Below are 24,913 nucleotides of genomic sequence, written 5' to 3' on the forward strand. Positions count from 1 at the left end.
ACGTTGAGGAATGGCTGGAAACATGCAAAAGTTCGGGGTAAGAGGCAGGAATCATGCAGCAAGGGAGGGCCCGGATGGAGATCAGTGAGGAAGACCTGCAGCTGGTCAACGCCCTGCAGATTGCGCCGCGGATCAGCTGGTCGGATGCCGCCGGTATCCTGGGCGCGCACGCCACCACTTTGGCCGCCCGCTGGGACCGGCTTAGAGCTTCCGGTGCCGCCTGGAGCACGGCTCATTTGATGGGGGATCCGAAGCAGATGTGTCTGGCGCTGGTCGATGTCGACTGCGAGATGACGTTGCGGGCCGACGTCACGGCGGCGCTGGCGGCCATCCCGGAAGTTGTCACGGTGGAGGAGGCTGCCAGCAACCGGGACCTCATGCTGACAGTCATCACGCCCACGCTGGCCCACTTCAGCGATGTTGTGCTGGAGCGGCTCAAGGAGATCCCCGGCCTCACGAAGTACCAGACGTCGTTGTGCACCCGCCTGCACTCAGGCGGTTACGCGTGGCGGCTGAACGTCCTGGACAAGGCGCAGATGGCCGCCCTTCAGGCGCTGGCAGGGCCGGAGGCTTCCGACCCGGCGACGGCGGGCCAGGGCGCGCCGCTGCCGCCGAGCCACCTGGAGCTGATCCCGTTCCTGGCCAGGGACGGGCGGGCGGCGGCCGCGGATATCGCCCGGGCCCTTGGACGCAGCCCGGCCACGGTCCAACGGCAGCTGAACCGGGTGCTGGCCAGCCAGGTGCTTTCTTTCCGGTGCGAAATCGCGCAGAAATACTCGGGATATCCGGTCAGCTGCCAGTGGTTCGCCAACGTTCCGCCCGGCCAGCACGAGGCCGCCGCTGCCGAGCTGCGCAGCTTCCGCAACGTCCGGCTCAGTGCTTCCACCACCGGCCGCACCAACTTCGTGATCCTGATGTGGCTGCATTCCCTGGCGGACGTTATGAACGCCGAGCAGGCACTGCAGCTGCGGATCCCCGGAATCGAGCTGATGGAAAGCGTTGTGGTGCTCAACTCCGCCAAGCGGGTCGGCTGGATGCTGAACCCGGATTCGACGGCCACCGGCGCCGTCGTTGTACCCGCTGCCGAGACGGCGCCGAAGGTCTGAGCTGCCCGTTCCGGTATCTGATGCCGGAGCTACGGTCAGCCGGCAATTTCTGCGCGCCCGGCGGTGGGCGGGCACGAAATAAAGCCGCCCACTTTTCGTCGCGTAAATTCGAAGCCCGAAAGCACTCAGGAAATTCGAGGGGCGAAAACGTCGTCATTTTCTGGAATTCCAGCCTGGCGGGAATGGCACCGTCGCTCACCTGATCAGGTGACCGGCCGGCGTCGTTATGCCTTGTCAGCGGGGTGGAGCGTCAGCAGTGCGGTGGCGGGGTGGCCCCTACCGCAGGATCACGGTCCGGTTGCCGAGGAGCAGGATCCTTCCCTCGCAGTGCCAGCGCACGGCGTTGCGCAGGGCCGCGCACTCGGCGTCCCGGCCCACCGCCACCAGGTCGTCGGCGGTGTAGGTGTGGTCCACGTCGATGACCTGCTGCGAGATGATCGGGCCCTCATCCAGCTCGGCGTTGACGTAGTGGGCGGTGGCGCCCACGGTCTTTACCCCGCGGTCGTGGGCCTGGTGGTAGGGCTTGGCGCCCTTGAAGCTGGGGAGGAAGGAATGGTGGATGTTGATCGTCCGTCCGGCGAGCTTGGCCGAGAGCCCGTCGCTGAGGACCTGCATGTAGCGGGCCAGGACCACGAGTTCGACGTCGAGTTCGTCCACGATGTCCAGCAGCCTGGCTTCAGCCTCCGGCTTGGAGTCCTTGGTCACCGGCAGATGGAAGAACGGGATGCGGTGCCACTGCACCAGGGCCTCCTGGTCCCGGTGATTGGAGACGACGGCGACGATTTCCATCGGGATGTCGCCCGTGCGTGCCCGGAACAGCAGGTCATTGAGGCAGTGGCCCATCTTGGACACCATGACCAGGACGCGGCGTTTGCGGCCCTGCGGTTCCAGTTGCCAGTTCATCTTCCAGGTTTCCCCCAGCGCGGCGAAGTCCTGGCGCAGCTGCTCAGTGCTGAAGGACTCCGGGGCGGAGGAGAAATGGACGCGCATGAAAAAGTGCCTTTGACTGCGGTCGCCGTATTGCTTGATGTCGATGATGTCGCAGCCGTGCTCCAGCAGGAATCCCGAGATCGCGTGGACGATGCCGGGGGACTCCGCGCAGTCGACGGTGAGCACATGCTCAACCGTGGGGACCGGTTTCAGGGACTCCGCGGTGGCAGTTATTGTCTCGGCGGTGTTCATCGCGGCAACCTTTCGAACCGGTCAACGTCCTGTTTCATGTCCTGGGCGAGATCGGCCTGGAACTCCGCGTAGCGGGCCAGGTGCGCAGGGCGGCGGCGCAGGATGACCCAGGCGACGCCGAGCAGGATGAACCAGACCGGCGTGACCAGCAGGGCCAGGAGCGTGTCCGGCTGCGTGGTCAGCGCCCAGAGCACGAAGGCGAAGAAGGCAAAGACCAGCCAGACCATGGGGATGCCGCCGGGCATCTTGAACTTGGACGCGTCATGAAGCTGCGGGCGGCGCTTGCGGAAGGCAAGGTAGCTGGCCATGATCATCGACCAGACGAAGACGAAGCAGACCGCGGCAACCGTGGTCACCATCTCGAAGGCCTTGCCGATGTCCTGCCCCGCATACATGAGGACAACGCCGGAGAGGAGCAGCACGCAGGAGAGGAACAGTGCGTTCTGCGGGACCTTCCGCCGGGACAGGGCGCCGAAAACGGACGGTGCGTCGCCCTCCTGCGCCAGTCCGAACACCATGCGGGACGTGGAGTAGATGCCGGAGTTGGCCGAGGACATCGCCGAGCTCAGCACCACCAGGTTCACCACGGTGGCGGCGGCACCCAGGCCGGCCAGGGAGAACATGGCGATGAACGGGCTGTGGCCGGCCTGGAACTCGGTCCAGGGGGTGACGGACATCAGGATGATGAGGGCGCCCACGTAGAAGAGCAGAACGCGGATCGGGATGGAGTTGATGGCCCGGGGCAGGTTCTTCTCAGGGTCCTTGGCCTCCGCGGCGGTGGTGCCCACCAGCTCAATGCCGACAAAGGCGAACACGGCGATCTGGAAACCGGCGACGAAGCCCATGAATTCGTTCGGGAAGAAGCCGCCGTGGCTCCACAGGTTGCTGAAGGTGGCCGGTCCGGCGTCGGACTGGAAGCCGCTGAAAATCATGAACAGGCCCACTATGATCAGTGCCGCTATGGCGATGATCTTGATCAGCGCGAACCAGAACTCGGTCTCGCCGAATGCCCTCACCGTGGCCAGGTTCAGCAGCAGGAGGATGCCGATGGTGACCAGCCCGGGGATCCACAGGGGAAGCCCCGGCCACAGTTCCTTTGAGTAGCCGGCTATGGCGATAACGTCCGCGATTCCGGTGATCACCCAGCAGAACCAGTAGGTCCAGCCGGTGAAGAAACCTGCCCAGGGGCCGAGCAGGTCCGCGGCGAAGTCGCTGAAGGACTTGTAGTGCAGGTTGCTCAGCAGCAGTTCGCCCATGGCCCGCATGACGAAGAAGAGCATAAATCCGATGATCATGTACACGAAGATCACGGACGGCCCGGCCGCCGAAATCGTCTTGCCGGAACCCATAAACAGGCCGGTGCCGATGGCGCCGCCGATTGCGATCAGCTGGATATGCCGGTTGCTGAGCTGGCGCTCAAGGTGGGGGGCTTGCGCCGCCGTTTCAGTCTGGGTTTTCATTCTGCTCCTCCTGGAACGGACACGAGTTCGGTGGTTGCGGGACCCGATGGAGGGGTTGGCTCGCCTGCCACCGCGTTCAGGTGGTTGAAAGTGTAGAAATGGATGCCCGCGACCCGGTCCGGGTGTTCGGCGAGCTCGGAGATAAGTGTCGCCGGCTGGTACCGTTCCCCGCTCAGGAGCCGGCGGGCCAGCGGGCCCTTGCGGCTCAGGAACTTCAGTGAGGCGCCGACGCCGATCTGGGTGCCCAGGGCGACCAGCCGGGTTCGGGGCACGGCGCCGGCGACGCCAGCCCAGACCGGCAGCTCCACGCCTTCGCGGCGCAGCAGTCCCACGTAGTCCACGATCTTCGGGGCGGAAAAGCACATCTGCGTGACAACGCGGCTCGCCAGGTGCTGCTTGGCCAGCAGCGCGTCCAGGAGCTCGATCCCGACGACGGACGGGTGGCCCTCGGGGTAGCCGGCGACTCCGATGGAGATGCCGCCGCCGGAGTACTGGGCGATGTCTTCCATCAGCTCTCCCGCCGTGCCGTAGGACCCGGCGGCCCGCGGCGAGTCCCCGCCGATGGCAAACACTTCCCTGATGCCGGCCGCATCGCACTCTCGCAGGATGCCGACGAGCTGGGGGCGGTCCTGCAGGGCCCGTGCGGCAAGGTGCGGAACCACCGGGTAGCCCAGCTCGGCCAGCCGGACTGCCGCGCGCATGGTGCGCCCGACGCCGTGCTGGGGCAGGCAGGTGATGGTGAGGGTGGTGCCCAGCGGCACCGCAGCCGTGACTTTTTCGACGATTCCCTCGGAGGGGATAATTTCTAGTCGTGTCGGGAACATCGTTGGTCCTTTACGGTGGTCAGACGCCGGCGTGCGCGGCGAGGATGGTGCTGGCTTCCTGGCGGGTGGTGCCGGAGGACTCGATGTGGGCGAGGTGGGCGGGGATTTCGCGGCCCTTTTTGCGCATCGCGGTGGCCCAGAGCCGGCCGGCGCGGTAGGAGGAACGCACCAGCGGTCCGCTCATGACCCCGAGGAAGCCGATCTCGTCGGCTTCGTGCTGGAGGTCCACGAATTCCTGGGGTTTGACCCAGCGGTCCACGGGCAGGTGCCGTTCGGACGGGCGCAGGTACTGGGTGATGGTGATCAGGTCGCAGCCGGCCTCGTGCAGGTCCCGGAGGGCTTCGGAGATTTCCTCGCGGGTCTCGCCCATGCCCAGGATCAGGTTGGATTTGGTGACCATGCCGAGTTTGCGGCCCTGGGTGATGACGTCCAGGGACCGCTCGTAGCGGAACGCCGGGCGGATGCGCTTGAAGATCCGCGGGACGGTCTCGACGTTGTGCGCGAAGACCTCGGGTGCGGACTCGCAGATCGCGGCGATGTGTTCGGGTTTGCCGGAGAAGTCCGGGATCAGGAGCTCGACGCCGGTGCCCGGGTTCAGTTCGTGGATCTTGCGGACCGTTTCGGCGTAGAGCCAGACGCCCTCGTCGGCGAGGTCGTCGCGGGCCACTCCGGTGACGGTGGCGTAGCGCAGCTGCATGGCCAGGACTGAGCGGGCCACCTTGGTGGGTTCGAAAACGTCCACGGGGGAGGGTTTGCCGGTGTCGATCTGGCAGAAGTCGCAGCGCCGGGTGCACTCGGAGCCGCCGATCAGGAAGGTGGCTTCCTTGTCTTCCCAGCATTCGAAGATGTTGGGGCAGCCGGCCTCTTCACACACGGTGTGGAGGCCTTCCTTTTTGACGAGGTTCTTGAGCTGGACGTATTCGGGACCCATCTGGACCTTGGCCTTGATCCATTCCGGTTTGCGTTCCACCGGGGTGGCCGCATTGCGCTGCTCAATACGCAGCATTTTCCGGCCTTCTGGTGCCAGGGTCACGAGATCTCCTGGCGGCGGGCACCGGGGTGCCGGTCTGCAAGCGCGGAAAGGGTGGTTTTAATCGTCACGGGGAACTCCATAATTCAGGTGGCACCGAGGTGCCACGTTGATTCGGGTTCCTCCCCGCTCTGTCATGGACCTGAGAGTTTCCGCGGAGCCTGCTGTTACAGGGCGCCGCTTGCACCTTCGGTGAGTCCGGAGACCGGACTGCTTTCCAGAGTTGCCTCGCCGCGGCGGTACGTGGGCCTGAGAGATTCCTGGGGAGGATTTGCTCCTACGGCGCCTGCTGAACGTACCGGCAGGACTCTCCCGCCGCAGATCAAAAGCGTGTGTCACTGGTGGGTGACACGCCTCACACAGTAGCTGTTACGTGGACCACACACAAAAGTTACTTCCACGCATCCGTTTTTTGCGCGCCCATTTGCGCGCCCGGCAGTGGGTTCCCCGGGGGGCGGAACCGGATGGCGTGGCGGCGAAACCGCGCCGCGGACTGCGAAAGCGGACCAGGCGGATCAGGTCACCTGTTACGGCGCTTCGGCCACTTCACGTTCAGCAGCAACAGCCCCAGCAGGAGCCCATCAACGGTCATGATTCCGGCTATGAGGTAGGCCCAGCCGATCATCATGAGTTGCTCACCGCCCACCGACAGCACGAAGTGCGGGGGTGCATCACAATGCCCATGACGATCTCCTGACTTGGAATCCCCCCAGTCAATCGATAGTCATCACAGTGTGCCACGGCGGCGCCCCGGAAGGAACGGCGTGTGCGGAATTGGCGCCGCGCTTTGTCCGTCCGGAAGCGGGCGCCGGGGGTGCGGCAAGGAGCCAAGGCGACGCGGCCCGCCGCACCCCTAAGGGCAGTATGTCAGCGCAGCACGACGGTCCTGTTGCCCTGCAGGAAGACACGTCCCTCGCAGTGCCAGCGGACGGCGTTGGACAGAGCCCTACGCTCGGTGGTGCTTCGTTCTGCTCGGCCAAAAGACCGGCGCCACCGGCATGGTCCTGGCCCGGGCCGCCTTTGGCCGGCGCGGAAACTACCTTCCCGCCGCCATCCAGGCGCTGCTGGTCATCGGCTGGTGCGCAGTCAACACCTGGATCATCCTGGACCTGGTGATGGCGCTGTTCGGCACCCTTGGCTGGGTGGACCCGACTGCACAAAACTACAGTTGGAAGATCGGGGTGGCGACGGCCATCATGGCCGCACAGGTCGCCATCGCCTGGTTTGGCTACAAGGCCATCGCGGCGTTTGAGAAGTGGACGGTGCCGCCAACCATCATCATCCTCGCAGTGATGTCCGTCGTCGCCTGGTTCGGCATGAAGATCAACTGGTCCTACGCCGGCCCGGCCGGGAACATCCTTGAAGGCTCGGAGCGGATCGCCGCCATGAGCGCTGTGATGACGGCCATCGGCATCGGCTGGGGCATCACGTGGTTCACCTACGCCGCCGACTACTCCCGCTTCGTCAGCACGGAGGTCCCGAAGCGCAAGGTATACCTGGCCTCGGTCCTGGGGCCGCGGTCCTCCCGCGCTTCGACCGGCTCCCGGTGGTTCCGGAGCGGACACCCGCCACCGGTTGCCTGTCATCGGCCGCCGGCTCCAACGCAGCCAAGGGCGGGTTGCTGTACGGACAGGTCGTCAAAGATCTGGCCTTGGATCTCGGAAGTGAACTGGTCCGTGAGCCCGCGCCTGCGGTTGTTCCGGCGTAGGGGACAACGACCCCACAGGGCAACGCGATTCACCCAGTGAAACCATGGCGCCGCGGGAGACTTTCCCGCGGCGCCTTTCGTGTCACGGCAGCCCCAACGCGGGGTCACTTAGCGCCCATCGGCGGCCCCGGGATGGGCGCTAAGTGACCCCGCGTTGCTTGATTTACTGACCGACTGGCCAGGTGTCGGCACTTGCGGACTACACTCGATTCCGGGCAGCCTGACGGCCCGGCTGACGGCCAAGCCAGATAACGAAGCTGGCATCAAGCCCGCAACGAGGAGGTCACGATGGCCGGCGGCAGCCGCGAACCCGGCAGGACCGTGACCTCGAAGGTCCTCGCTATCCTCGAAGCCTTCGAAAAGTCCCGGGGCGCCCTCAGCCTCACCGATATCGCCGAAAAATCCGGGCTGCCCTTGAGTACAGCCCACCGCCTGGTCAACGAACTCACTGACTGGGGCTTCCTCTCGCGCGAACCCAACGGCCGCTACCAGCTCGGCATCCGTCTGTGGGAGCTCGCCCAGAACACCGGGCGGCAGCTTCGCGATGCGGCGCGGCCCTACGTCCAGGACCTGTTCTCACTCACCGGCGAAACCGCGCATCTGGCGGTCCGCGCCGGCCACGAGGTGCTCTACATCGATCGGGTCTACGGCTCCAAGCGGGTGCCCCGTGCCGGCCGGGTCGGCGGCCGGCTGCCAATGCACGCGACCGCCGTCGGGAAGGTCATTCTCGCCTTCGAGGAGGACTGGGTCCGGGACGCCTACCTCAATCGGCAGCTGGAGCGGCACACTGCGCACACCCATGTGGACCCCAAAAAGCTGGCCGCCGAGCTGACCCAGATCCATGAGCAGGGCTACGCCACCACCCTGGAGGAAGTCCGGCTGGGCTCCTGCTCGATCGCCGTCCCGGTCTTCCACACCGGCAGGATCGGCGCGTCGATCGGGCTCGTGCTGCCGACCAGCCAGGCCGCCACCATGACCCGGCACCTGCCCGTGCTGCGCGGAATCGCCGCCCAGATTGAGCGCGCCACGGCCCGGATCCCGCTCGAAACGCTGCTGGGCAGCCACGTCACCGGCACGGACTGAACCGCCACGGGCCCCGCTATGGTCCAGCAGCCCGCCGGACGGCCGGCTGCCCGGAGTGGCCGGGTGGCTGGCAGCCAATGTTTGCGGCCGGGCACCGTCCGTCCGGGGGCACTTTGGGGGCAATATTCGACGCCGGCGGTTTAGCCGGCGGCGTGTCCGTGTCGAAGTGCCCCGGACCGCGGCCAACCCGGGACTGCTGCAGGCACGGAAATAACCGGCTTCCGTCCAGTGGAAGTGAACGCTGCCTTCCCGGAGTGATGGGGGCCACACTGGTGAATAAGAACCCCGGCATGCACTGGCGCTGCCGGCGGTACCGAAAACCAAGGAGCTTAGATGTCATCGTCGACGGAAACGGCAGGCCGCTGTCCCTACGGACACGGCGCCGAGGCCCCCGCAGGGCACCACGGCTACGAGCCGTTCCAGATGAAGAATCCCTTCCCGGCCTACGCTGAACTCCGGGCCGAACAGCCGGTCATGTTCGACGAGCGGGTCGGACTTTACATCGTCTCCCGCTACGACGACATCAAGGCCGTCTTCGAGGACTGGGAGACGTTCTCCAGCGAAAACGCCCAGGCCCCCGTCCGCGAACGCGGCGCCGCCGCGAAGAAGATCATGGAGGACGGCGGCTTCACCGCGTATTCGGGCCTCTCCGCCCGCCGCCCCCCGGAGCACACCCGCATCCGCGCCGTGGTCCAGAAGGCCTTCACGCCCCGCCGCTACAAGGCACTGGAGCCCTTCATCCGGCAGAACGTCGTCGGGCTGCTCGAAAAGATGCTCGCCCGTCCGGACCGTCACGGCGACCTGGTCAAGGATCTCGCCTACGACGTCCCCACCATCACCATCCTCACCCTGATCGGCGCGGACGTCTCCCAGGTGGACACCTTCAAGCGCTGGAGCGATTCCCGCGCGGCCATGACCTGGGGGGACCTCAGCGACGAGGAACAGATCCCGCACGCCCACAACCTCGTGGAGTACTGGCAGGAGTGCCTGCGCCTGGTCAAGGTGGCCCACGAGGAAGGCGGCGACCACCTCGCCGCGGACCTCGTGAAGTCCCAGCAGGAAGGTGCGGAAATCTCCGACCACGAGATTGCCTCCGTCCTCTACAGCCTGCTCTTCGCCGGCCACGAGACCACCACGACGCTGATCTCCAACGCCCTCCGCGAGCTGCTGGCCCGGCCCGAGCAGTGGAAGCAGCTCGTTGAGGACCCTAAGAAGATCCCCGCCGCCATCGACGAGGTCCTGCGCTACGCCGGCTCGATCGTGGGCTGGCGCCGCAAGGCCCTCAAGGACACCGAAGTGGGCGGCGTCGCCATCGAAGAGGGCGCGCAGCTGCTGCTCCTGATGGGCTCGGCCAACCGCGACGAGAACAAATTCAGCGCCGGGGAGGATTTTGACATCACCCGTCCCAACGCCCGGGAGCACCTCTCCTTCGGTTTTGGCATCCACTACTGCCTGGGCAATATGCTCGCCAAGCTCCAGGCCAAAATTGCGCTCGAGGAAGTGGCCAGGCTCGCCCCCGGGCTGCAGCCGGAGAACCCCGAAGCCATTTCCTTCCGGGAAAACCTCTCTTTCCGCGTCCCCGAGACCGTCCCCGTCAGCTGGAAGGCCTGAGAAATATGCAAAGCAACGAATACATCCAGTTCTTCGACGGCGGCATCGAACCGAAGCTCGAAAACCTCGGCGGCAAGGGCGCGTCCCTGGTCACCATGACCTCCGCCGGCATGCCCGTCCCGCCCGGCTTCGTGGTCACCACCGCCCAGTTCGATGCGTTTATGGAGGAAGCCGGCATCACCCGGCACATCCACCAGCTCCTCGCCGACCTGGACCCTGAGGACATGGGACAGGTGGACAAGGTCTCCGCCGCCATCCGGGAGGACATCTGCTCCCGCCCGGTGCCGCAGGCGATGCGCGAGCTCACCGTCGGCGCCTACGAGGCCCTGATGTCCCGCTTCGACGCACCCGTCCCGGTGGCCGTCCGCTCCAGCGCCACCGCCGAGGACCTCCCGGACGCCTCCTTCGCCGGCCAGCAGGACACCTACCTCTGGCTCGCCGGCGTCAAGGCCGTCACCGAGCACATCCGGCAGTGCTGGGCCTCGCTCTTCACCTCCCGCGCCATCATCTACCGGCTCAAAAACAACATCCCCAACGAGGGCCTCTCCATGGCTGTCGTGGTGCAGAAGATGGTCAAAGCCCGCGTCTCCGGCGTCGCCATCACCATGGACCCCACCAACGGGGACCGCTCCAAGATCACCATCGACTCCTCGTACGGGGTCGGCGAGATGGTGGTCTCCGGCCAGGTCACCCCGGACAACATCATGCTGGACAAGGTCACCCTCACCGTCATCTCCGAACACCTCGGGGACAAGCACGCCGAACTCGTCCCGGACGCCGCTGCCGGCCACCTGGTGGAGCGGGAGGTCGACGCCGAACGCCGCGGCCGCCGCAGCCTCAGCGACGCTGAACTCGCCGCCGTCGCGCAGATGGCCAAGCGCGCGGAAAAGCACTACAAGTGCCCGCAGGACATCGAGTGGGCCCTCGACACGGACCTGCCTGACGGCGAAAACCTGCTCCTGCTGCAGTCCCGACCGGAAACCGTGCACTCCTCCAAGCCGGCTGTCCCGTCGACGGCCACCGCCGGCGGCTACTTCAGCGGACTGAGCCCCGCCAGCCCTGCTGCCGCGCCCGCTTCGACGGCGCCGGGCGGCCCGGCGCCGTCGGCCTCCGCCGGCTTCAGCCTCGGCAGCATCACCGCGTCCCTCCTGAAGCCCTCCGTCTAACAAAGTTTTGACCCGCTCGTCCGCTTCCTCACCCAGGCTCAACGCCGAGCCCGCATTGAAAGGACCGCCATGTCCCTGAAGTCCTTCCCCAAACCCTCCGAGCTCGCGGTCCCCGCCGGCGCCGAGGGCTGGGAAAAGATCTACCCGTACTACCTGGTCTTCCAGGACAAGCTCAAGGAACAGGAAGACGCCAAGTTCTGGTTCTGCGACAGCCAGCACTGGCCCACAGTGTTCAAGCCCTTCGAGACCATTGGCGGCGAATTCGCGGTCAAGTGTCTGGGTCAGTACAACGCCCGGCACCTGATGATCCCCAACGCCAACGGCATCGAGTTCCGCGTGCACCTGGGCTACCTGTACATGTCGCCCATCCCGGTGCCGGAGGACCAGATCGCCGCGCGGGTGCCCCTGTTCGAACAGCGGGTGGGCCACTACTTCCAGAACTGGGACCAGCTCCTCAAGCAGTGGCACGTCAAGGTCAAGGGCACCATCGACGAGATGGAAACCATCTCCTTCCCCAAGCTCCCGGACGTGGTCCCGATGGAGGACATCCTCTCCGGCAAGGGCAAGGACGGTTCCGAGAAGCTACTGGAGAGCTACGACCGGCTGATCCAGCTGGCCTACCAGAACTGGCAGTACCACTTCGAGTTCCTCAACCTCGGCTACATCGCCTACCTGGACTTCTTCAACTTCTGCAAGCAGGTCTTCCCCAACATCCCGGACCAGTCCATCGCCACCATGGTCCAGGGCGTGGACATGGAACTCTTCCGCCCCGATGACGAGCTCAAGCACCTCGCCAAACTCGCCGTCGAACTCGGGCTGCAGACTCATTTCAGCAACTCCAGCAACACGGACGACGTCGGGGCCACCCTGGCTGCCATTGCGGCGGCCCCGGGCGGGGACCGCTGGACGGCCCAGTACGAGGCCGCCAAGGACCCGTGGTTCAACTTCACCGTGGGCAACGGCTTCTACGGCCATGACAAGTACTGGAACGAACACCAGGAAATCCCGCTCGGCTACATCGCGGACTACATCCGCCGCGTGGACGAGGGCCAGGAAATCATGCGCCCGGTGGAAGCCCTGATCACCGAACGCGACCGCATCATCGAGGAATACCGGGACTTGCTGGAGGGCGAAAACCAGGGCCTCTTCGACGCCAAGCGCGGACTCGCCGCCACCGCCTACCCCTACGTGGAGAACCACAATTTCTACATCGAGCACTGGACCATGGGTGTCTTCTGGCGCAAAATCCGTGAGCTCAGCCGCATGATGCAGGCCGAGGGCTTCTGGACCGAACCTGACGACCTGCTCTACCTGGGCCGCAACGAGGTCCGCGACGCGCTCTTCGACCTGGTCACCGGCTGGGGCGTCGGCGCCAAGCCGATCGGCCCGGACTACTGGCCGGAAGAGGTGGAGCGCCGCCGCGGGATCGTGGACGCGCTCAAGACCGCGCGGCCGGCCCCGGCCCTGAACACCCCGCCGGAAATCATCACCGAACCCTTCACCCGGATGCTCTGGGGCATCACCACGGAACAGGTCCAGCAGTGGCTGGGTGCCGGCGAAGCGGTGGAAGGCGGCGGCCTGCGCGGCATGGCAGCCTCTCCCGGCGTCGTCGAAGGCCTGGCCCGCGTTGTCACCGACGCGGACCAGCTCTCCGAGGTGCAGCAGGGCGAGATCCTGGTCGCGACGGTCACGGCGCCGTCCTGGGGCCCGATCTTCGGCAAGATCAAAGCCACGGTCACGGACATCGGCGGCATGATGAGCCACGCGGCGATCGTGTGCCGCGAGTACGGACTTCCGGCGGTGACCGGGACCGGCTCGGCGTCCACCACGATTAAGACCGGACAGCGGTTGCGCGTGGACGGGACCAAGGGCACGGTCCAGATCCTTGACGCGCTGGAACCAGAGCTGCAGGTCGCCGGACCCGGGGCGCACAGCCACAGCCATGTCTGAGCCGAATATGCCTGCTGCGGAATATGACGGTGCCGGCCAGCCTGCCCGCACCGTCCTGATCACCGGTGCCGCCGGCGGGCTGGGCCGGGCGTTCGCGCTCGGCTTCGGCCGCCGCGGCTACCGCGTGGCCGTTGCGGACGTGAACCTCGAAGGCGCGGAGGAAACGGCAAAGCTGGTCATCGATACCGGAGCCGAGGCTGCCGCTTTCCACGCCGACGTCACAAGCGTCGACTCCACCGAGGCCCTCGCGAAACGCTGCGCGGACTTCGGCAACGGGAACATCGACGTCGTGCTGAACAACGCTGCCGTGTACGCGGGGGTGACCCGCAGTCCGTTCGAGGACATCGACCCGGCCGAATGGGACCTGGTCATGAACGTGAACCTCAAGGGCCCCTGGCTCGTCACCCGCGCCGCGAGCCCGTACCTGCCGGAGGGCGGCCGCGTCATCAATCTCTCCAGCGCAACGATCTACAGCGGCTCGGAGCAGTGGCTGCACTATGTCGCCTCCAAAGGCGGGGTGGTGGCCCTGACCCGGGTGATGGCCAAGGAACTGGGCCGGCGGGGGATCACCGTCAACGCGATCGCCCCCGGCTTCACCCTGACCGAGGCAAGCTACGGGCTGATGGAGAACGCCGAGAACTACGGTGTGGACCGCGGTGCGATCAAGCGGGCCAGCCAGCCGGAGGACATTGTGGGCGCCGCCCTCTTCCTGGCCGGGCCCGACAGTTCCTACTACACCGGCCAGACCATGGTGGTCGACGGCGGACGCCAGTTCATCTGATTTGCCCACCTGACCGATCTGACAATTTTCCAACTTCAACCCCAAGGAGGACCAATGCCAACGGTCCATTTCACCGGCGCCGACGGCGCTGTCCGCGACGTCCAGGGCAATCCCGGCGACTCCGTCATGGAAACCGCGGTGCGCAACGGCGTCCCCGGCATCGTGGCCGAATGCGGCGGATCGCTGTCCTGCGCCACCTGCCACGTCTTTGTCCGCGAGGACTGCCTCTCGCAGCTGCCGCCGATGGAGGACATGGAAGACGAGATGCTGTACGGCACCGCCGTGGACCGCGAGGAGAACTCGCGGCTGTCCTGCCAGCTCCGGCTGACGGACGAGCTCGAACTCTTCGTCACCACCCCGGAAACCCAGGTGTAGGGATGGGCATCCATGTCGCCGCCGCCGAGCAGACGTCCGCGGGCGCCGCAGCGCAGCCGGACCGCCCAACCCGCACCGGCCTGCTGATCATCGGCGCAAGCCAGTCCGGCGTCCAGCTCGCAGTCTCCCTCCGCGCGCTGGGCTTCGACGAGCACATCACCCTGCTCGGCGACGAGGACCACCGCCCCTACCAGCGTCCGGCCCTGTCCAAGGAGTTCCTGCAGGGCACGGTGGAGAGCGAATCCCTGATTTTCCGCTCCAACGAGTACTGGGCCGAACACAACGTCGCCCTGGTCAAGGGCGAACACATCGTCAGGATCGACAAGGAGGCCGACGGCTCCGGCGTCGCGCACTCCTCCTCGGGCACACAGTTCCCCTTCAAACGCCTCGCCCTCACCGTGGGCGCCCGCGCCCGGAAACTGGAGATCGAGGGCAGTGACCTCGACGGCGTGCTCTACCTGCGCAACGCCGACGACGCCCTGGCACTCAAGGCCCGGGTGGGGGACGCGCAGGACGTCGTGGTGATCGGCGGCGGATTCATCGGCCTCGAAGCCGCGTCCAGCCTGCAGAAGATGGGCAAGAACGTCACCGTGCTGGAATTCGGCCCGCGCCTGGTGGGCCGCGCCGTCGGCGAGGAAACCGCCGAGTACTTCCTGCAGGCACACCGGGCCCGCGGCCTGGACATCCGGCTCAACACCAGCGCCAAACGCTTCACCGCCGGACACTCCCCGGGCGACGCCCCGGGTGACGGCCGCCGGGCCGTCGCCGGCGTCGAACTCCAGGACGGCACCGTGCTCCCCGCACAGATCGTGCTGGTGGGCATCGGGGTCATCCCCAACACCCAGCTGGCCGAACAGCTTGGCCTCACCGTGGACAACGGGATCGTGGTGGACCGCTTCGCGCTGGCCTCGGACGGCACCACGGTGGCGATCGGCGACTGCGCCAACATGCCCAACCCCGTGCCCGGGACGGAACCCGGCGAACGGATCCGGCTGGAAAGCGTCAACAACGCGATCGAACACGCCAAGGTGGCCGCCTACTCGCTCACCGGCCGGCGCGAGGAATACGCCGGCATCCCGTGGTTCTGGTCCAACCAGGCCGACCTCAAACTCCAGATCGCCGGACTCTGCAGCGGCTACGACCGGACCGTGCTGCGCCGCGACGAGGAACGCGGAAAATTCACCGTTCTCTACTACCGCCAGGGCCGGATCATCGCCGCGGACTGCGTCAACGCCCCGCTGGATTTCATGGCCGTCAAAAACGCGCTCGCCAAAGGCCAGAACATCCCCGCCGACGCCGCCGCGGACCCGGCCACACCCCTCAAGACGATCACCACGGACAGCTAGCCAGCCGGCTGGCCCCACCCGAAGGAGCACTATGACCACCCCCAAGACCCCGGTCGCCGAAGCCGGCGCCGGCACGGCGGACCAGGTTTCCGAAAACCCGGCGGCCGTCAATCCCGCGGCCGATGCCTTCGCGGCCGCGTACCCGGTCCGGCCGGTTCCGTCGCCTGGACCGGTGGACACCGCCCCGATCGCCACCACCCCCGCGGCGCTCGAGGAACTCGACGGGCTCTGGCGCGCCGTGGTGCACGAGACTCGCACCCGCGGCAACGACATCCACCTGCCGATCTCGCTCGCCTTCGCCGAACGGCTCTGCCGCGCCTACCCCGAGGCAGACGCCGAACTGGTCAGGGTGGCCACCCTGCTGCACGACACCGGCTGGGCCCACGTGGACGAATCCCGCATCATCTCCGAGGGCTTCGCGGGGGACTGGCGCAAGGCCGCCATCCGCTACGAACACGAGAAGCGGGGCTGCGACGTGGCCCGCCGGGTGCTCCCGGGCCTGGGCTACGCCCCGGAATTCGTCGAGCGGGTCTGCACGATCATCGACGGCCACGACACCCGCCCGGTGGCCCAGTCGCTGGAAGACGCGCTGATGCGTGACGCCGACCGGCTGTGGCGCTTCGACCAGGCCGGGATTGCCCTGGCCTCGTCCTGGTTCAAAATGGACCCTGCCACCTACACGGACCGGCTGGCCACGGAAATCGTGCCCGAACTCATCACCCAGGCCGCCCACGAGATGGCGACCGCCGACCTGAACCGCTCCACCGCCCTGCTCAAGACGGCGGTCATCCGATGACCGCCGCGACGCACGCCGCTCCGGCCCTGGCCGCCCGCGCCGCGCTCAAGCTGCCGTACACGCATGTGGACGATGTCTTCGTCAACGGCGCCTGGACCCCGGCGCGGGGCACAGGCCGCAACCCGGTCACCGATCCCGCGTCCGGCGAAGTCTGGGGATCCGTCCCGGACGGCGCCCCCGAAGACGTGGACGCCGCCGTCGGCTCCGCCCGCCGGGCGTTCGACGACGGCGAGTGGCCGCGGCTGGCGCCCTCCGAACGGGCCGCGTACCTGCTGCGGATTGCCGAGGAAGTGGAGAAGCGGGCCGAGGAACTCTCGCTGACGAACACCCGCGAGAACGGCTCGCCGGTCTCCGAATCCGCCGGGGCCGCAGCCAACGCCGCGGGCATCTTCCGCTACTTCGCCACCCTCGCCGGCTACCTGGAACGCGAGGACGTCCGGGCCTTCCCCAAGGGCGGCGGCGAATCCGTGGTCCGGCGCGAACCGATCGGCGTGTGCGCGCTGATCGCGCCCTGGAACTTCCCGATCAACCTTGTCGTGATCAAGCTCGCCCCGGCCCTGCTGGCCGGCTGCAGCGTGGTGATCAAGCCGGCGTCGCCCACCCCGCTCTCGCTCCGGGTGGTCATCGATGCGGTGGCCGCGGCCGGCGTCCCGGCCGGCGTCGTCAACCTGGTGACCGGTTCCGGCCGGCTGGGAGACGCGCTGGTGAAGCACCCGGGCGTGGACAAGGTCGCATTCACCGGTTCCACGCCGGTGGGCCGGAAGATCGCCGCGGCCTGCGGCGAGCTGCTGCGCCCCGTCACACTGGAACTCGGCGGCAAGTCCAGCGCGATCGTGCTGCCGGACGCGGACCTGGACGCGATGTCGAAGGTGCTGATCCGCTCCTCGATGCGCAACACCGGGCAGACCTGCTACATCTCCACCCGCATCCTGGCCCCCGCCAGCCGCTACGAGGAAGTCGTGGACATGGTCACCAGGACCATCGCCGCCGGCAAACAGGGCGACCCGCTGGACCCGGACACGGTCTTCGGGCCCTGCGCGACCGAGTCGCAGTACCGCACCGTGCTGGAGTACGTGGAATCCGGCCTGGCCGAAGGCGCCCGCGCCACCACCGGCGGACGCGCGGCCTCCCTGGGCGGCGGGCTCGAAGGCGGGTACTTCGTGGAACCCACCGTGTTCGCCGACGTCACCCCGGACATGCGGATCTCCCGCGAGGAGATCTTCGGACCGGTCATCTGCATCCTGAAGTACAACGACGCCGGCGGCAGCGCCGATGAGGCGGTTGAGCTGGCGAACAACACCGAGTTCGGCCTCGGCGGGCTGGTGTTCGGGACCGATCCGGAAGCGGCGCTGTCCGTGGCGGACCGGATGGACACCGGCTCGGTGGGCATCAACTTCTTCGCCTCCAACCACGCGGCGCCGTTCGGCGGCCGGCACGACTCCGGCCTCGGCACCGAGTACGGCGTCGAGGGGCTCAACGCGTACCTGAGCTACAAGTCGATCCATCGGAAGGTCTGAAAACTCCAACGCGGGGTCACACAGCGCCCGTCCGGGGGCCTCGGACCGGCGGGATGTGACCCCGCGTTGCTTCTTCGGCAAAGCGGCTGACCCCTCGGGTAAATCGGCCCTACCGGCAGGCCGACAGCCTGGCCGATAATCAGGTATCCACCCCTTGCAGACTACGGAGGCGATCAACGTGTCGGTTTATACGCTGGGAATCTGGCTGGTACACCCGGGACGCGAGAATGATTTCGTGCAGGCCTGGCGGGATCTGGCCCGGAAGACCCAGGAGGACTTCCCGCACGCGAAGGCCGTGCTGATGCATGACCGTGACGTTCGGAACCGGTTCATCAGCACCGGCCCGTGGGAATCCCTGGAACAGGTCGAACAGTGGCGGGCCTCCGAGATGTTCAAGCAGACCATGGAGGGCCTGCGCGAGATGCTGGAGCATTTCGAGTCGCGCACCCTGGACGAGGCTGCCAGCATCGGCGGGGATTCGCCCTAGGCGCCCGTTTCCCGTCGGCCGCCGTCGTGCAGGCAAGCCGGGCAGCCAAGTCGAGCAGCAATGAGGTGCTGACGACGCGAAGAGGGGACGCCCGCCGTGGCGGGCATCCCCTCTGAAAGCTTTCCTAACCGCCGAACGCGGTGAGGTGGTGCTTTGATGCCTCCAGCAGGCGGGTGAAGACGGCCTTCGCGTCGGGTGCCGTGGTGGCGCCCTCAACCGCGGCGGTCAGGCCCTCTATATCGGTCTTCTCGACGGTCCGCCCGGCCTCAAGTGCGCCCTCCTGGCTGGCCTGGCCCTGTACGAGCAGCTCATCGTAGAGCTTCTGCAGGCTCTCGTCCGAGAAGACGCCCGCGACGTGGTCGACGGTGGGATCGGTGACGCCGTAACGTTCCATCAGGTTCCGGACTGCCTCAAGGTGCTTGGACTCTGAGTTGGCGACCCGGCCGAACACCGGGGTGTCGTACAGGCCGGCAAAAGCGGTGTACAGGTCATGGGCCACCAGTTCCTCTTCGGCCATAAACGCAAGTTCTGCCTTCTGCTCGTCCGTCATGGTGCCGGTGGCGCTGCTCCCGGCGTCGAGACCCGCACCTGAACCCATTCCTGGCCCCTGCCCGCCGGCCTTGCCGTGGCCCGAAGACTTGCCGCCGGTGTGGTTGCCGGCCTGATCGCCTGCGCCGCGGCCATGGCCGTTCGGGGACTGCTTCTGCCCGCTTTGCTGGTGCTGGCCGTTCTGGGCGCCCTGCACGACGGCGGCCACGCTGGGCCCTGCAACGAGAGCGGTAATTACGGCCCCGCCGGCGATGGCAGTGGCAATCATGGTCTTCTTTCGCATGGTGTGCTCCTTGTTCGTTGTGCCGGAAATCAGCTTGTAGATCCAGAATGCCGCCGGCGTGTGCAGTGCCGCTGGCGTCCGTGTGCAGATTGTGTGGAGATTCGTTCCACCTGCCTCGCGGCGCAAAAGCTGGCATTAGTGTTAGCCCTATGCCCACCGTGCTGGTCGTCGAGGACGAAAAAGACATCCGTGAAGTGCTGCGCCGGTACCTGGAGCGGGCGGGGTTCTCGGTTCTGACTACCGGCTCGGGCGCCGAGGCCATGCGGTTCCTGCCAACCGCTGACCTTGTGGTGCTGGATCTCGGTCTGCCCGACGTCGACGGCACCGACATCCTCCGCGAGATCCACGCGATCGGAAGCCTTCCGGTGATCGTCCTGACGGCCCGCAGCAGTACCGAGGACCGGATCCGCGGTCTCGAACTGGGAGCCGACGACTATGTGACCAAGCCCTTCAGCCCGCATGAACTGGTCCTGCGGGTGCAGGCGGTCCTGCACCGCTTCGGCGGTGTTGCTGCTGCGGACGCGGCGGCAAGCTACGGGGACGGCAGGCTGCGAATCGACGCGGGCCTGCACAAAGCATGGCTGGACGGGAACCTGCTGGATCTGACCCCCACAGAGTGGGACCTGCTCGACGCCGTGGCGGCATCGCCGGGACGGGTTTACTCGCGGTACGAGCTGGTGAACCGCGTCCGGGTTACGAATATGCCGGTTATGAGCGCACCATCGACTCCCACATCAAGAACCTCCGCCGGAAGCTCGGCCCCGGAGGCTCGGACGTCGTGGAAACGGTGACCGGCGTGGGTTACCGGCTGGGCCTGCACCGGGACGAACGGAAATGAGGCGCACCGGGGAGGGCCTGGGACAACTCGGGAAGCGGCTCTTGCTGGCGTTTGTGCTCGTGGCTGTTTCGTCGGTCCTTGTGCTGGTCGGGGCTGCCCTGATCGGGGTGGACCGTGGTGTTCATGCCGCGCAGCTGGCGGAGCGCGAACAGCTGGCCGTCGCGGCTGCCGCTGCCGCCGCGGACGCCTATCGGCAGGCTGGCGGCTGGGAGGGCGCCGAGCTGAGTCGTTCGCTGGCCATCGGTGACGCCGCATCGGCCCGCCTGAGTATCGTCGACTCCGCCGGTACAGTGCGGGCCGGCTCCGGCAACCCGGCCCGAGGAAACGCCGGCCAGGCAGATTCCGGCGGCCAGGGAACGGTGAGCGCCGATGTCATCGTTGATGGCGCCCGGGTCGGGACAGTGCGGGTCAACCTCGGAGGGAACCTCGCAGGGAACAGCGGGACGAGGATCCTCGACGTCGCCTGGCTGTGGATTACCGTCGCCGCACTGGTGGCGCTGACGATGGCCTTAGCCGCGAGCTGGTTCGTCACACGGAGGCTTGTCCGGCCAATCCGCAGCATGACGGAGGCGGCGCGTTCATTCGGCGCCGGAGACCGGAACGTCCGGACCGCCGGGGAAGCGCCTGGAGAACTCGGCGACCTCGCCCACGCCTTCAATGACATGGCGGATGCGGTTGTCCGGTCCGATACGGAGAGGCGCAACCTCACCGCGGATGTGGCCCACGAACTGCGCACGCCGCTCGCGGCGCTGCAGGCCGGGCTCGAGGAACTGCGCGACGGACTCGTTGAACCGACGCCGGCCGGTCTGGCCGGTTTGCACGACCAGTCGCTCAGGCTTGGCCGGGTTGTGGCAGACCTCGCGGAGCTCTCCGCGGTTGAAACGGCGGCGCTGTCCCTGGACCTGGCACCCGTGGACCTTGCCGCGCTCGCAGCCGATGCCCTGTCCCGCTCTGAACCGCAGTTGAGGGCGGCCGGCCTGGCCACGGAGCTGGAAAGCGTCGGCCCCGTGTGGGTCAGGGCCGACGCCGACCGACTGCACCAGGCAGTGGGCAACCTGATGGCCAACGCCGCGCGCTACTGTCGAAAGGGCGACACGGTCACCCTCAGGGCATCAAGCGAGGGCGGCGATGCCGTGCTCACCGTCGCCGACACCGGCCCGGGAATCCCCGCCGAGGAGCTGCCGCATATCTTTGACCGGCTGTGGCGGGGGAAGTCCGCAGAACACATCGCCGGCTCCGGAATCGGGCTTGCCCTGGTCCGCGAAATCATCACCAGCCATGGCGGACGCGTTCACGCTGTGTCCGCGCCGGGAGAGGGGACGGCCATCTCCCTGCGGCTGCCCCGGCTCCGTTGAGCTGAACCGGGCCCGCACCCCGCGTTGCTTGGAGGCGTTGCGGGAGTATTGGCTCCGGGCTCCGGGCTCCGGGCTGTGGTCAGGCGAACAGGCCGTCGCCGACGAAACCGCCCTCCCGGCAGCCCGGCGGAATGGCAAACACGGCCGAGCCCACCGGCGTCGTCCACTGGTTGAGCATGTCCATTTCATCGAGCCGGCGCTGGATGGGCGTGAACTGCCTGTCGACGTCGGCCTGGTAGGACACGAAGATCAGCCCGGAGTCCGAGACCCCTCCGGCGCCGGGAGCGGCGTCGTAGTTGTAGGCCCGCCGGAAGATCCGCTGGGAACTGTCCTCGGGCCGGGCCCGGCGCAGGTGCGAAACGTCCGAGATGACCGGGAACCCGAGCTTGGACACGGCGGCCAGGTCCGGCTCGTCGTGCTCGTGCGTCCCGGTCAGGGGTGCCCCGTTGGACAGCCGGCGGCCCACTGATTCCTCCCGTCCGACGCGGTCCACCTCGTCCCACTTGTCCAGGTTCATCGCGATCCGGCGGATGACGACCGACGTGCCGTTCTCCGTCCACGCGGGAATGTCCCCGCCGCCCCAGACCACGCGCTCGTGGTCTGTGCTGTCCGGCGCCGGGTTCGAGGTCCCGTCCACCTGGCCGAAGAGGTTCCGCATGGTGGTCCCGGACTTCTCGCTGCCGTTCGAACGGCGGAAGCCGGTCTGCACCCAGCGGACGGTCGCGAAGCTCCGGCTGTCCTTCAGGAGCATCCGCTGGGCGTGCGCCACGGTCAACGGGTCATCCGCGCAGATCTGCAGCAGCAGATCACCGTCGGAGAACTCGGGCTGCAGCCTGTCGATGCTGAAAGCCGGCAGGGGTTTCAGCCAGCCGGGCGCCCGGGCGGGGTCCACTGCGGCAACCAGCCCGGGTCCGAAGCCGAACGTGACCGTCAGCCGTGCCGGCACCTGGGCGAGTTCGGCCTCGGTGTCGGCCAGTGCCGGTTTTCCCGCGCAGAGGTTCGCGGCATCGTCGCTGAGCAGCCGCAGGAGCGCTTTGACCTTGGCGCGCGTCGTCCCGGGCCGCAGGTCCAGGGCGACAAAGACGCCGTGGGCCTGTGCCGCCGTCGTGATACCCGCCTGCCGGTCGCCGTGAAACGGAACAACGCCGCCGCCGTGGAGGCTCTCCTCGGCTGCGGCTGCGGCTGCGGCTTCGGCTTCGGCCGGGGCAGGGCTCCCGGGCTGCTGGCTGCCCGCCCCGGCGAGGTGGGCGCCGGCCGCTGCCAGTGCCCCCAGGCCTGCCGCGGCGCCGCCGAAGAGGAGTCCGCGCCGCGGCAGTTTCCTCGGGGCGCCGGACTCGTCGCTGCCGGCGGACAGGCCCGCGGGCTGCTGGTTCCCGGCCATTACTTCGAGGTCGGCGACGGCGCGGAAGGGGTTGCGCTGCCGGCGGCTCCGGACGGCTGGCCGTGCTGCATGCCGGCGCCCTCGTCTTCGACGTAGTTCTCGTTGGCGCCGCTGAAGTCCTTCGCCACGGCGGTGAATTCGAAGCTGCCGCCGCCGGCCAGCTCCAGCGTGAAGGTGACGTCGTCACCGGCAGTGATGGGTGCGGTAAGGCCCATCAGCATGAGGTGGTCGGCGCCCGGCTCCAGTTTCAGTTCGCCGCCGGCCGGGATCACAAAGCCGCCCTGCTTGGCCTGCATCTGCATGGCGCCGTTGGCTCCAGCGGCGGTTTCATGCAGCTCCACCATCCGGGCCGCCGGGGTCGAGGCGCCGGTGACGGTGATGCCGGCGTCGGAGGTGTTCTTGATGACGCCGAATCCGCCGGTCATGCCGGATCCGGCGGCCTTGACCCAGGGCTGGCTGACCGCCGGCGCGGCGGCCGCACCGGCCGGGGTGGTGACGGCGGCGGCCGAGGACGGTGCCGGCGTCGAGGCTGAGGGAGCGCAGCCGGTGAGGGCCAGGGCCGCGGCGGCGAGAACGGAAAGGGCGGGGTAGACGAGCTTTTTGGACATGGTGGTACTCCTGAATCGTCGCAGGCGGCCGCAGCGGGCCGGCCCGGAAAGTGTTATTCGCTGGGGGATTGGACGTTGCGCTTGATGCGCCGGAGGCCTGCAAAGGCCAGGTAAATGCCGAGGCCTGCGGCCGCAGCGATTCCGGCGGCAGGCAGCCAGCCGGGTACGCCGGTGCCGGTTGCGGCAGGCGCGCCTGATTCAGCGCCGGGAGCCGGGCTGGCGGGGGCCTCCGGCGTTGCGGCGGCGGCCGGGTTGCCGACGTGGAACCGGTAGCCGCCATTGATCGGATGGCCGTCTGCGGAGACAACCCGCCAGCTGACCTGGTAGCCGCCGTCGGGGAGTTCCGGGAGCGGCTGGGTCAGTGTTTCCCGGCTGAGTACCGGCGAGCCGGCTACCCAGTTCTTTGCGTTGTCATCGACGACGCGGACCTCGTGGCCCAGCGTCAGCAGGGGCGAACCGAAATTCAGGGTGATGCTGGCTGGCGTTTTGTCCAGGCGCTCATCGGGCGCCGGGCTGGACGAAATCAGCTGGTCATGGGCGAACGCCGCAGGTGCTGCCGGGAGGCTGATGCCTACGCAGAGCAAGGGGGCGGCGAGCAGTGATGCTCCCAAGCCAGGATTCCGCCATGTTTTCAAGGGTTTTCTTGTCATGGCTGCTTTCCCGCCCCGGCGCTGTTCGGCAGCGCTGCGGGGCTTATCGGGTGAAAGGCGCGGGCGCCTAGGACACGAGCGGAAGCAGGGGTGGCCCGCGGTGGCGCATCACCAGCAAGGGCGCGCCGAGGTTGCGCACCGGCCGGACCGGCCGGTTGGCGGGCAGGGCTGCGGCGGCCGGGCGCACCGGAAGAGGCTGGAAAAGCGGGAAAAAGGCCGTCACGCGCAGGCGCATGGCCTGCAGCAACCGGACGACGGCGACCTCGCCGTGGCGCAGGACGGCCACGGTCAGGATGGCGGCAACGGCGTGTCCCAGCCACATCAGCGGCGAGGCGTGGTCCGTCGCGGAGGAGAAGATCGTTCCGGCAGCAGGGTCCAGCACGGATGAGTGCGCCAGGTGGCCGCCGGCCGGAGCGCGGGACACATGCGGAGCCGCCGCCCCGCTGAACAGCCAGTGGAAAAGCCCCTGGCTCAGGACCACGCCGACGGAGAGCCGCCACAGGGACAGGCCTCGGTCGGTGAGGGCGGTGCAGGCCAGCCCGGACAGGGCCAGGGCGAGCAGGAGCAGCGGAAGTTCCGGAGCGTTGCCGCCGGCCAGGAAATGCGAACCGGCGGCGATGGAGGTCGCGACGACGGCGCCGATCCAGCCGCGTACAAGGCGCAGGCCGCGTGCCGTCATCTTTCCTCCTCGCTCACGGGTAATTCTACAGGCTGTCGAAGACGTTCCCGGCGCCTGGCCGCGTTCAGGGCGATCACGGCCCGCGCAGGGGAGCCCGGGTTCGTTTGTGGATAGTCCCCTCAGCGCCGGTCGGCGAACCAAAACTTGG

General features: G+C 67.5%; 22 protein-coding genes, 3 pseudogenes and 1 riboswitch. Of the genes and pseudogenes, 15 read left to right on the forward strand and 10 right to left on the reverse strand.

Going from position 1 to position 24,913, the window contains the following annotated elements:
• Nucleotides 1-74 precede the first annotated feature (74 nt).
• The gene (locus ASPU41_RS06345) at nucleotides 75-1,106 is read left to right on the forward strand and encodes an Lrp/AsnC family transcriptional regulator (RefSeq protein ID WP_069950207.1); all 1,032 of its coding nucleotides are present in this window, start codon (nucleotides 75-77) and stop codon (nucleotides 1,104-1,106) included.
• A 276-nt stretch (nucleotides 1,107-1,382) separates the two neighbouring features.
• Here the strand turns inward: ASPU41_RS06345 and purU are convergent, their stop codons facing one another.
• The 5 genes and pseudogenes from purU to ASPU41_RS23980 form a co-directional block, all read right to left on the reverse strand.
• On the reverse strand, nucleotides 1,383-2,288 hold the full coding sequence (gene purU / locus ASPU41_RS06350) for a formyltetrahydrofolate deformylase (protein WP_069950208.1): 906 nt from the start codon (nucleotides 2,286-2,288) through the stop codon (nucleotides 1,383-1,385).
• Nucleotides 2,285-3,748 (reverse strand): amino acid permease, encoded by a 1,464-nt coding sequence (locus tag ASPU41_RS06355; protein WP_069950209.1) that lies wholly within the window; start codon nucleotides 3,746-3,748, stop codon nucleotides 2,285-2,287. The genes purU and ASPU41_RS06355 overlap by 4 nt, the downstream gene beginning before the upstream one ends.
• Nucleotides 3,745-4,572 carry a methylenetetrahydrofolate reductase gene (locus ASPU41_RS06360; protein WP_069950210.1) on the reverse strand — a complete coding sequence of 276 codons (828 nt, stop codon included), beginning with the start codon at nucleotides 4,570-4,572 and terminating at the stop codon, nucleotides 3,745-3,747. The genes ASPU41_RS06355 and ASPU41_RS06360 overlap by 4 nt, the downstream gene beginning before the upstream one ends.
• A 19-nt stretch (nucleotides 4,573-4,591) precedes the next feature.
• Entirely contained in the window at nucleotides 4,592-5,605 is a 1,014-nt protein-coding gene (lipA, locus tag ASPU41_RS06365; protein ID WP_069950211.1) for a lipoyl synthase, read from the reverse strand.
• 224 nt (nucleotides 5,606-5,829) lie between these two features.
• Nucleotides 5,830-5,927: riboswitch (glycine riboswitch) on the reverse strand.
• 542 nt (nucleotides 5,928-6,469) lie between these two features.
• A pseudogene (locus ASPU41_RS23980) lies at nucleotides 6,470-6,559 on the reverse strand (formyltetrahydrofolate deformylase); the annotation flags it as partial.
• 2 nt (nucleotides 6,560-6,561) lie between these two features.
• Between ASPU41_RS23980 and ASPU41_RS06370 the strand changes: the two are divergent.
• The 11 genes and pseudogenes from ASPU41_RS06370 to ASPU41_RS06420 form a co-directional block, all read left to right on the forward strand.
• Nucleotides 6,562-7,116 (forward strand): annotated as a pseudogene (locus tag ASPU41_RS06370) (cytosine permease); the annotation flags it as partial.
• Between the two features lie 482 nt (nucleotides 7,117-7,598).
• Nucleotides 7,599-8,393, forward strand: a complete 795-nt coding sequence (locus ASPU41_RS06375) for an IclR family transcriptional regulator (RefSeq protein ID WP_069950212.1) — start codon at nucleotides 7,599-7,601, stop codon at nucleotides 8,391-8,393.
• A gap of 333 nt (nucleotides 8,394-8,726) precedes the next feature.
• A complete protein-coding gene (locus ASPU41_RS06380; protein ID WP_069950213.1) occupies nucleotides 8,727-10,004 on the forward strand; it encodes a cytochrome P450 in 1,278 nt (425 codons plus the stop codon).
• Nucleotides 10,005-10,009: 5 nt separating this feature from the next.
• Entirely contained in the window at nucleotides 10,010-11,170 is a 1,161-nt protein-coding gene (locus ASPU41_RS06385) for a PEP/pyruvate-binding domain-containing protein (RefSeq protein WP_069950214.1), read from the forward strand.
• Nucleotides 11,171-11,239: 69 nt separating this feature from the next.
• On the forward strand, nucleotides 11,240-13,120 hold the full coding sequence (locus ASPU41_RS06390; RefSeq protein ID WP_069950215.1) for a PEP-utilizing enzyme: 1,881 nt from the start codon (nucleotides 11,240-11,242) through the stop codon (nucleotides 13,118-13,120).
• A complete protein-coding gene (locus ASPU41_RS06395; protein WP_069950216.1) occupies nucleotides 13,113-13,901 on the forward strand; it encodes an SDR family NAD(P)-dependent oxidoreductase in 789 nt (262 codons plus the stop codon). Before ASPU41_RS06390 ends, ASPU41_RS06395 begins: the two co-directional genes overlap by 8 nt.
• A 54-nt stretch (nucleotides 13,902-13,955) precedes the next feature.
• Nucleotides 13,956-14,276 (forward strand): 2Fe-2S iron-sulfur cluster-binding protein, encoded by a 321-nt coding sequence (locus tag ASPU41_RS06400; RefSeq protein ID WP_069950217.1) that lies wholly within the window; start codon nucleotides 13,956-13,958, stop codon nucleotides 14,274-14,276.
• A gap of 2 nt (nucleotides 14,277-14,278) precedes the next feature.
• Complete coding sequence (locus ASPU41_RS06405) at nucleotides 14,279-15,622, forward strand: NAD(P)/FAD-dependent oxidoreductase (protein ID WP_157356949.1); 1,344 nt, start codon at nucleotides 14,279-14,281, stop codon at nucleotides 15,620-15,622.
• Between the two features lie 31 nt (nucleotides 15,623-15,653).
• Nucleotides 15,654-16,418: an HD domain-containing protein gene (locus ASPU41_RS06410; protein WP_069950218.1), complete on the forward strand. Its 765-nt coding sequence runs from the start codon at nucleotides 15,654-15,656 to the stop codon at nucleotides 16,416-16,418.
• On the forward strand, nucleotides 16,415-17,935 hold the full coding sequence (locus ASPU41_RS06415) for an aldehyde dehydrogenase family protein (protein WP_069950219.1): 1,521 nt from the start codon (nucleotides 16,415-16,417) through the stop codon (nucleotides 17,933-17,935). The genes ASPU41_RS06410 and ASPU41_RS06415 overlap by 4 nt, the downstream gene beginning before the upstream one ends.
• 178 nt (nucleotides 17,936-18,113) lie before the next feature.
• Nucleotides 18,114-18,422, forward strand: coding sequence for an antibiotic biosynthesis monooxygenase family protein (locus ASPU41_RS06420; protein WP_069950220.1), 309 nt, complete (start codon nucleotides 18,114-18,116; stop codon nucleotides 18,420-18,422).
• A gap of 124 nt (nucleotides 18,423-18,546) precedes the next feature.
• Here the strand turns inward: ASPU41_RS06420 and ASPU41_RS06425 are convergent, their stop codons facing one another.
• Nucleotides 18,547-19,254 carry a ferritin-like domain-containing protein gene (locus ASPU41_RS06425; RefSeq protein WP_069950221.1) on the reverse strand — a complete coding sequence of 236 codons (708 nt, stop codon included), beginning with the start codon at nucleotides 19,252-19,254 and terminating at the stop codon, nucleotides 18,547-18,549.
• Between the two features lie 149 nt (nucleotides 19,255-19,403).
• On the opposite strand from ASPU41_RS06425, the pseudogene ASPU41_RS23985 reads away from it, so the two are divergent.
• The 3 genes and pseudogenes from ASPU41_RS23985 to ASPU41_RS06435 all read left to right on the forward strand — a co-directional run.
• Nucleotides 19,404-19,673: pseudogene (locus ASPU41_RS23985) on the forward strand (response regulator transcription factor); the annotation flags it as partial.
• Between the two features lie 158 nt (nucleotides 19,674-19,831).
• Entirely contained in the window at nucleotides 19,832-20,092 is a 261-nt protein-coding gene (locus ASPU41_RS23990; protein WP_442856236.1) for a winged helix-turn-helix domain-containing protein, read from the forward strand.
• Nucleotides 20,089-21,447, forward strand: coding sequence for a sensor histidine kinase (locus ASPU41_RS06435; RefSeq protein ID WP_069950222.1), 1,359 nt, complete (start codon nucleotides 20,089-20,091; stop codon nucleotides 21,445-21,447). The genes ASPU41_RS23990 and ASPU41_RS06435 overlap by 4 nt, the downstream gene beginning before the upstream one ends.
• 79 nt (nucleotides 21,448-21,526) lie before the next feature.
• On the opposite strand, the gene ASPU41_RS06440 is transcribed toward ASPU41_RS06435, so the two are convergent.
• The 4 genes from ASPU41_RS06440 to ASPU41_RS06455 all read right to left on the reverse strand — a co-directional run bounded on the left by ASPU41_RS06440 (nucleotide 21,527) and on the right by ASPU41_RS06455 (nucleotide 24,765).
• Nucleotides 21,527-22,828, reverse strand: coding sequence for a Dyp-type peroxidase (locus ASPU41_RS06440; RefSeq protein WP_083266388.1), 1,302 nt, complete (start codon nucleotides 22,826-22,828; stop codon nucleotides 21,527-21,529).
• Nucleotides 22,828-23,436: a copper chaperone PCu(A)C gene (locus ASPU41_RS06445; RefSeq protein WP_069950223.1), complete on the reverse strand. Its 609-nt coding sequence runs from the start codon at nucleotides 23,434-23,436 to the stop codon at nucleotides 22,828-22,830. Before ASPU41_RS06445 ends, ASPU41_RS06440 begins: the two co-directional genes overlap by 1 nt.
• A gap of 53 nt (nucleotides 23,437-23,489) precedes the next feature.
• On the reverse strand, nucleotides 23,490-24,047 hold the full coding sequence (locus ASPU41_RS06450) for a copper resistance CopC family protein (protein WP_069950224.1): 558 nt from the start codon (nucleotides 24,045-24,047) through the stop codon (nucleotides 23,490-23,492).
• Nucleotides 24,048-24,153: 106 nt separating this feature from the next.
• A complete protein-coding gene (locus tag ASPU41_RS06455; protein WP_069950225.1) occupies nucleotides 24,154-24,765 on the reverse strand; it encodes a hypothetical protein in 612 nt (203 codons plus the stop codon).
• Nucleotides 24,766-24,913: the final 148 nt, after the last annotated feature.

Origin of the sequence: Arthrobacter sp. U41 (assembly GCF_001750145.1) — a bacterium.
Classification (GTDB): Bacteria; Actinomycetota; Actinomycetes; order Actinomycetales; family Micrococcaceae; genus Arthrobacter.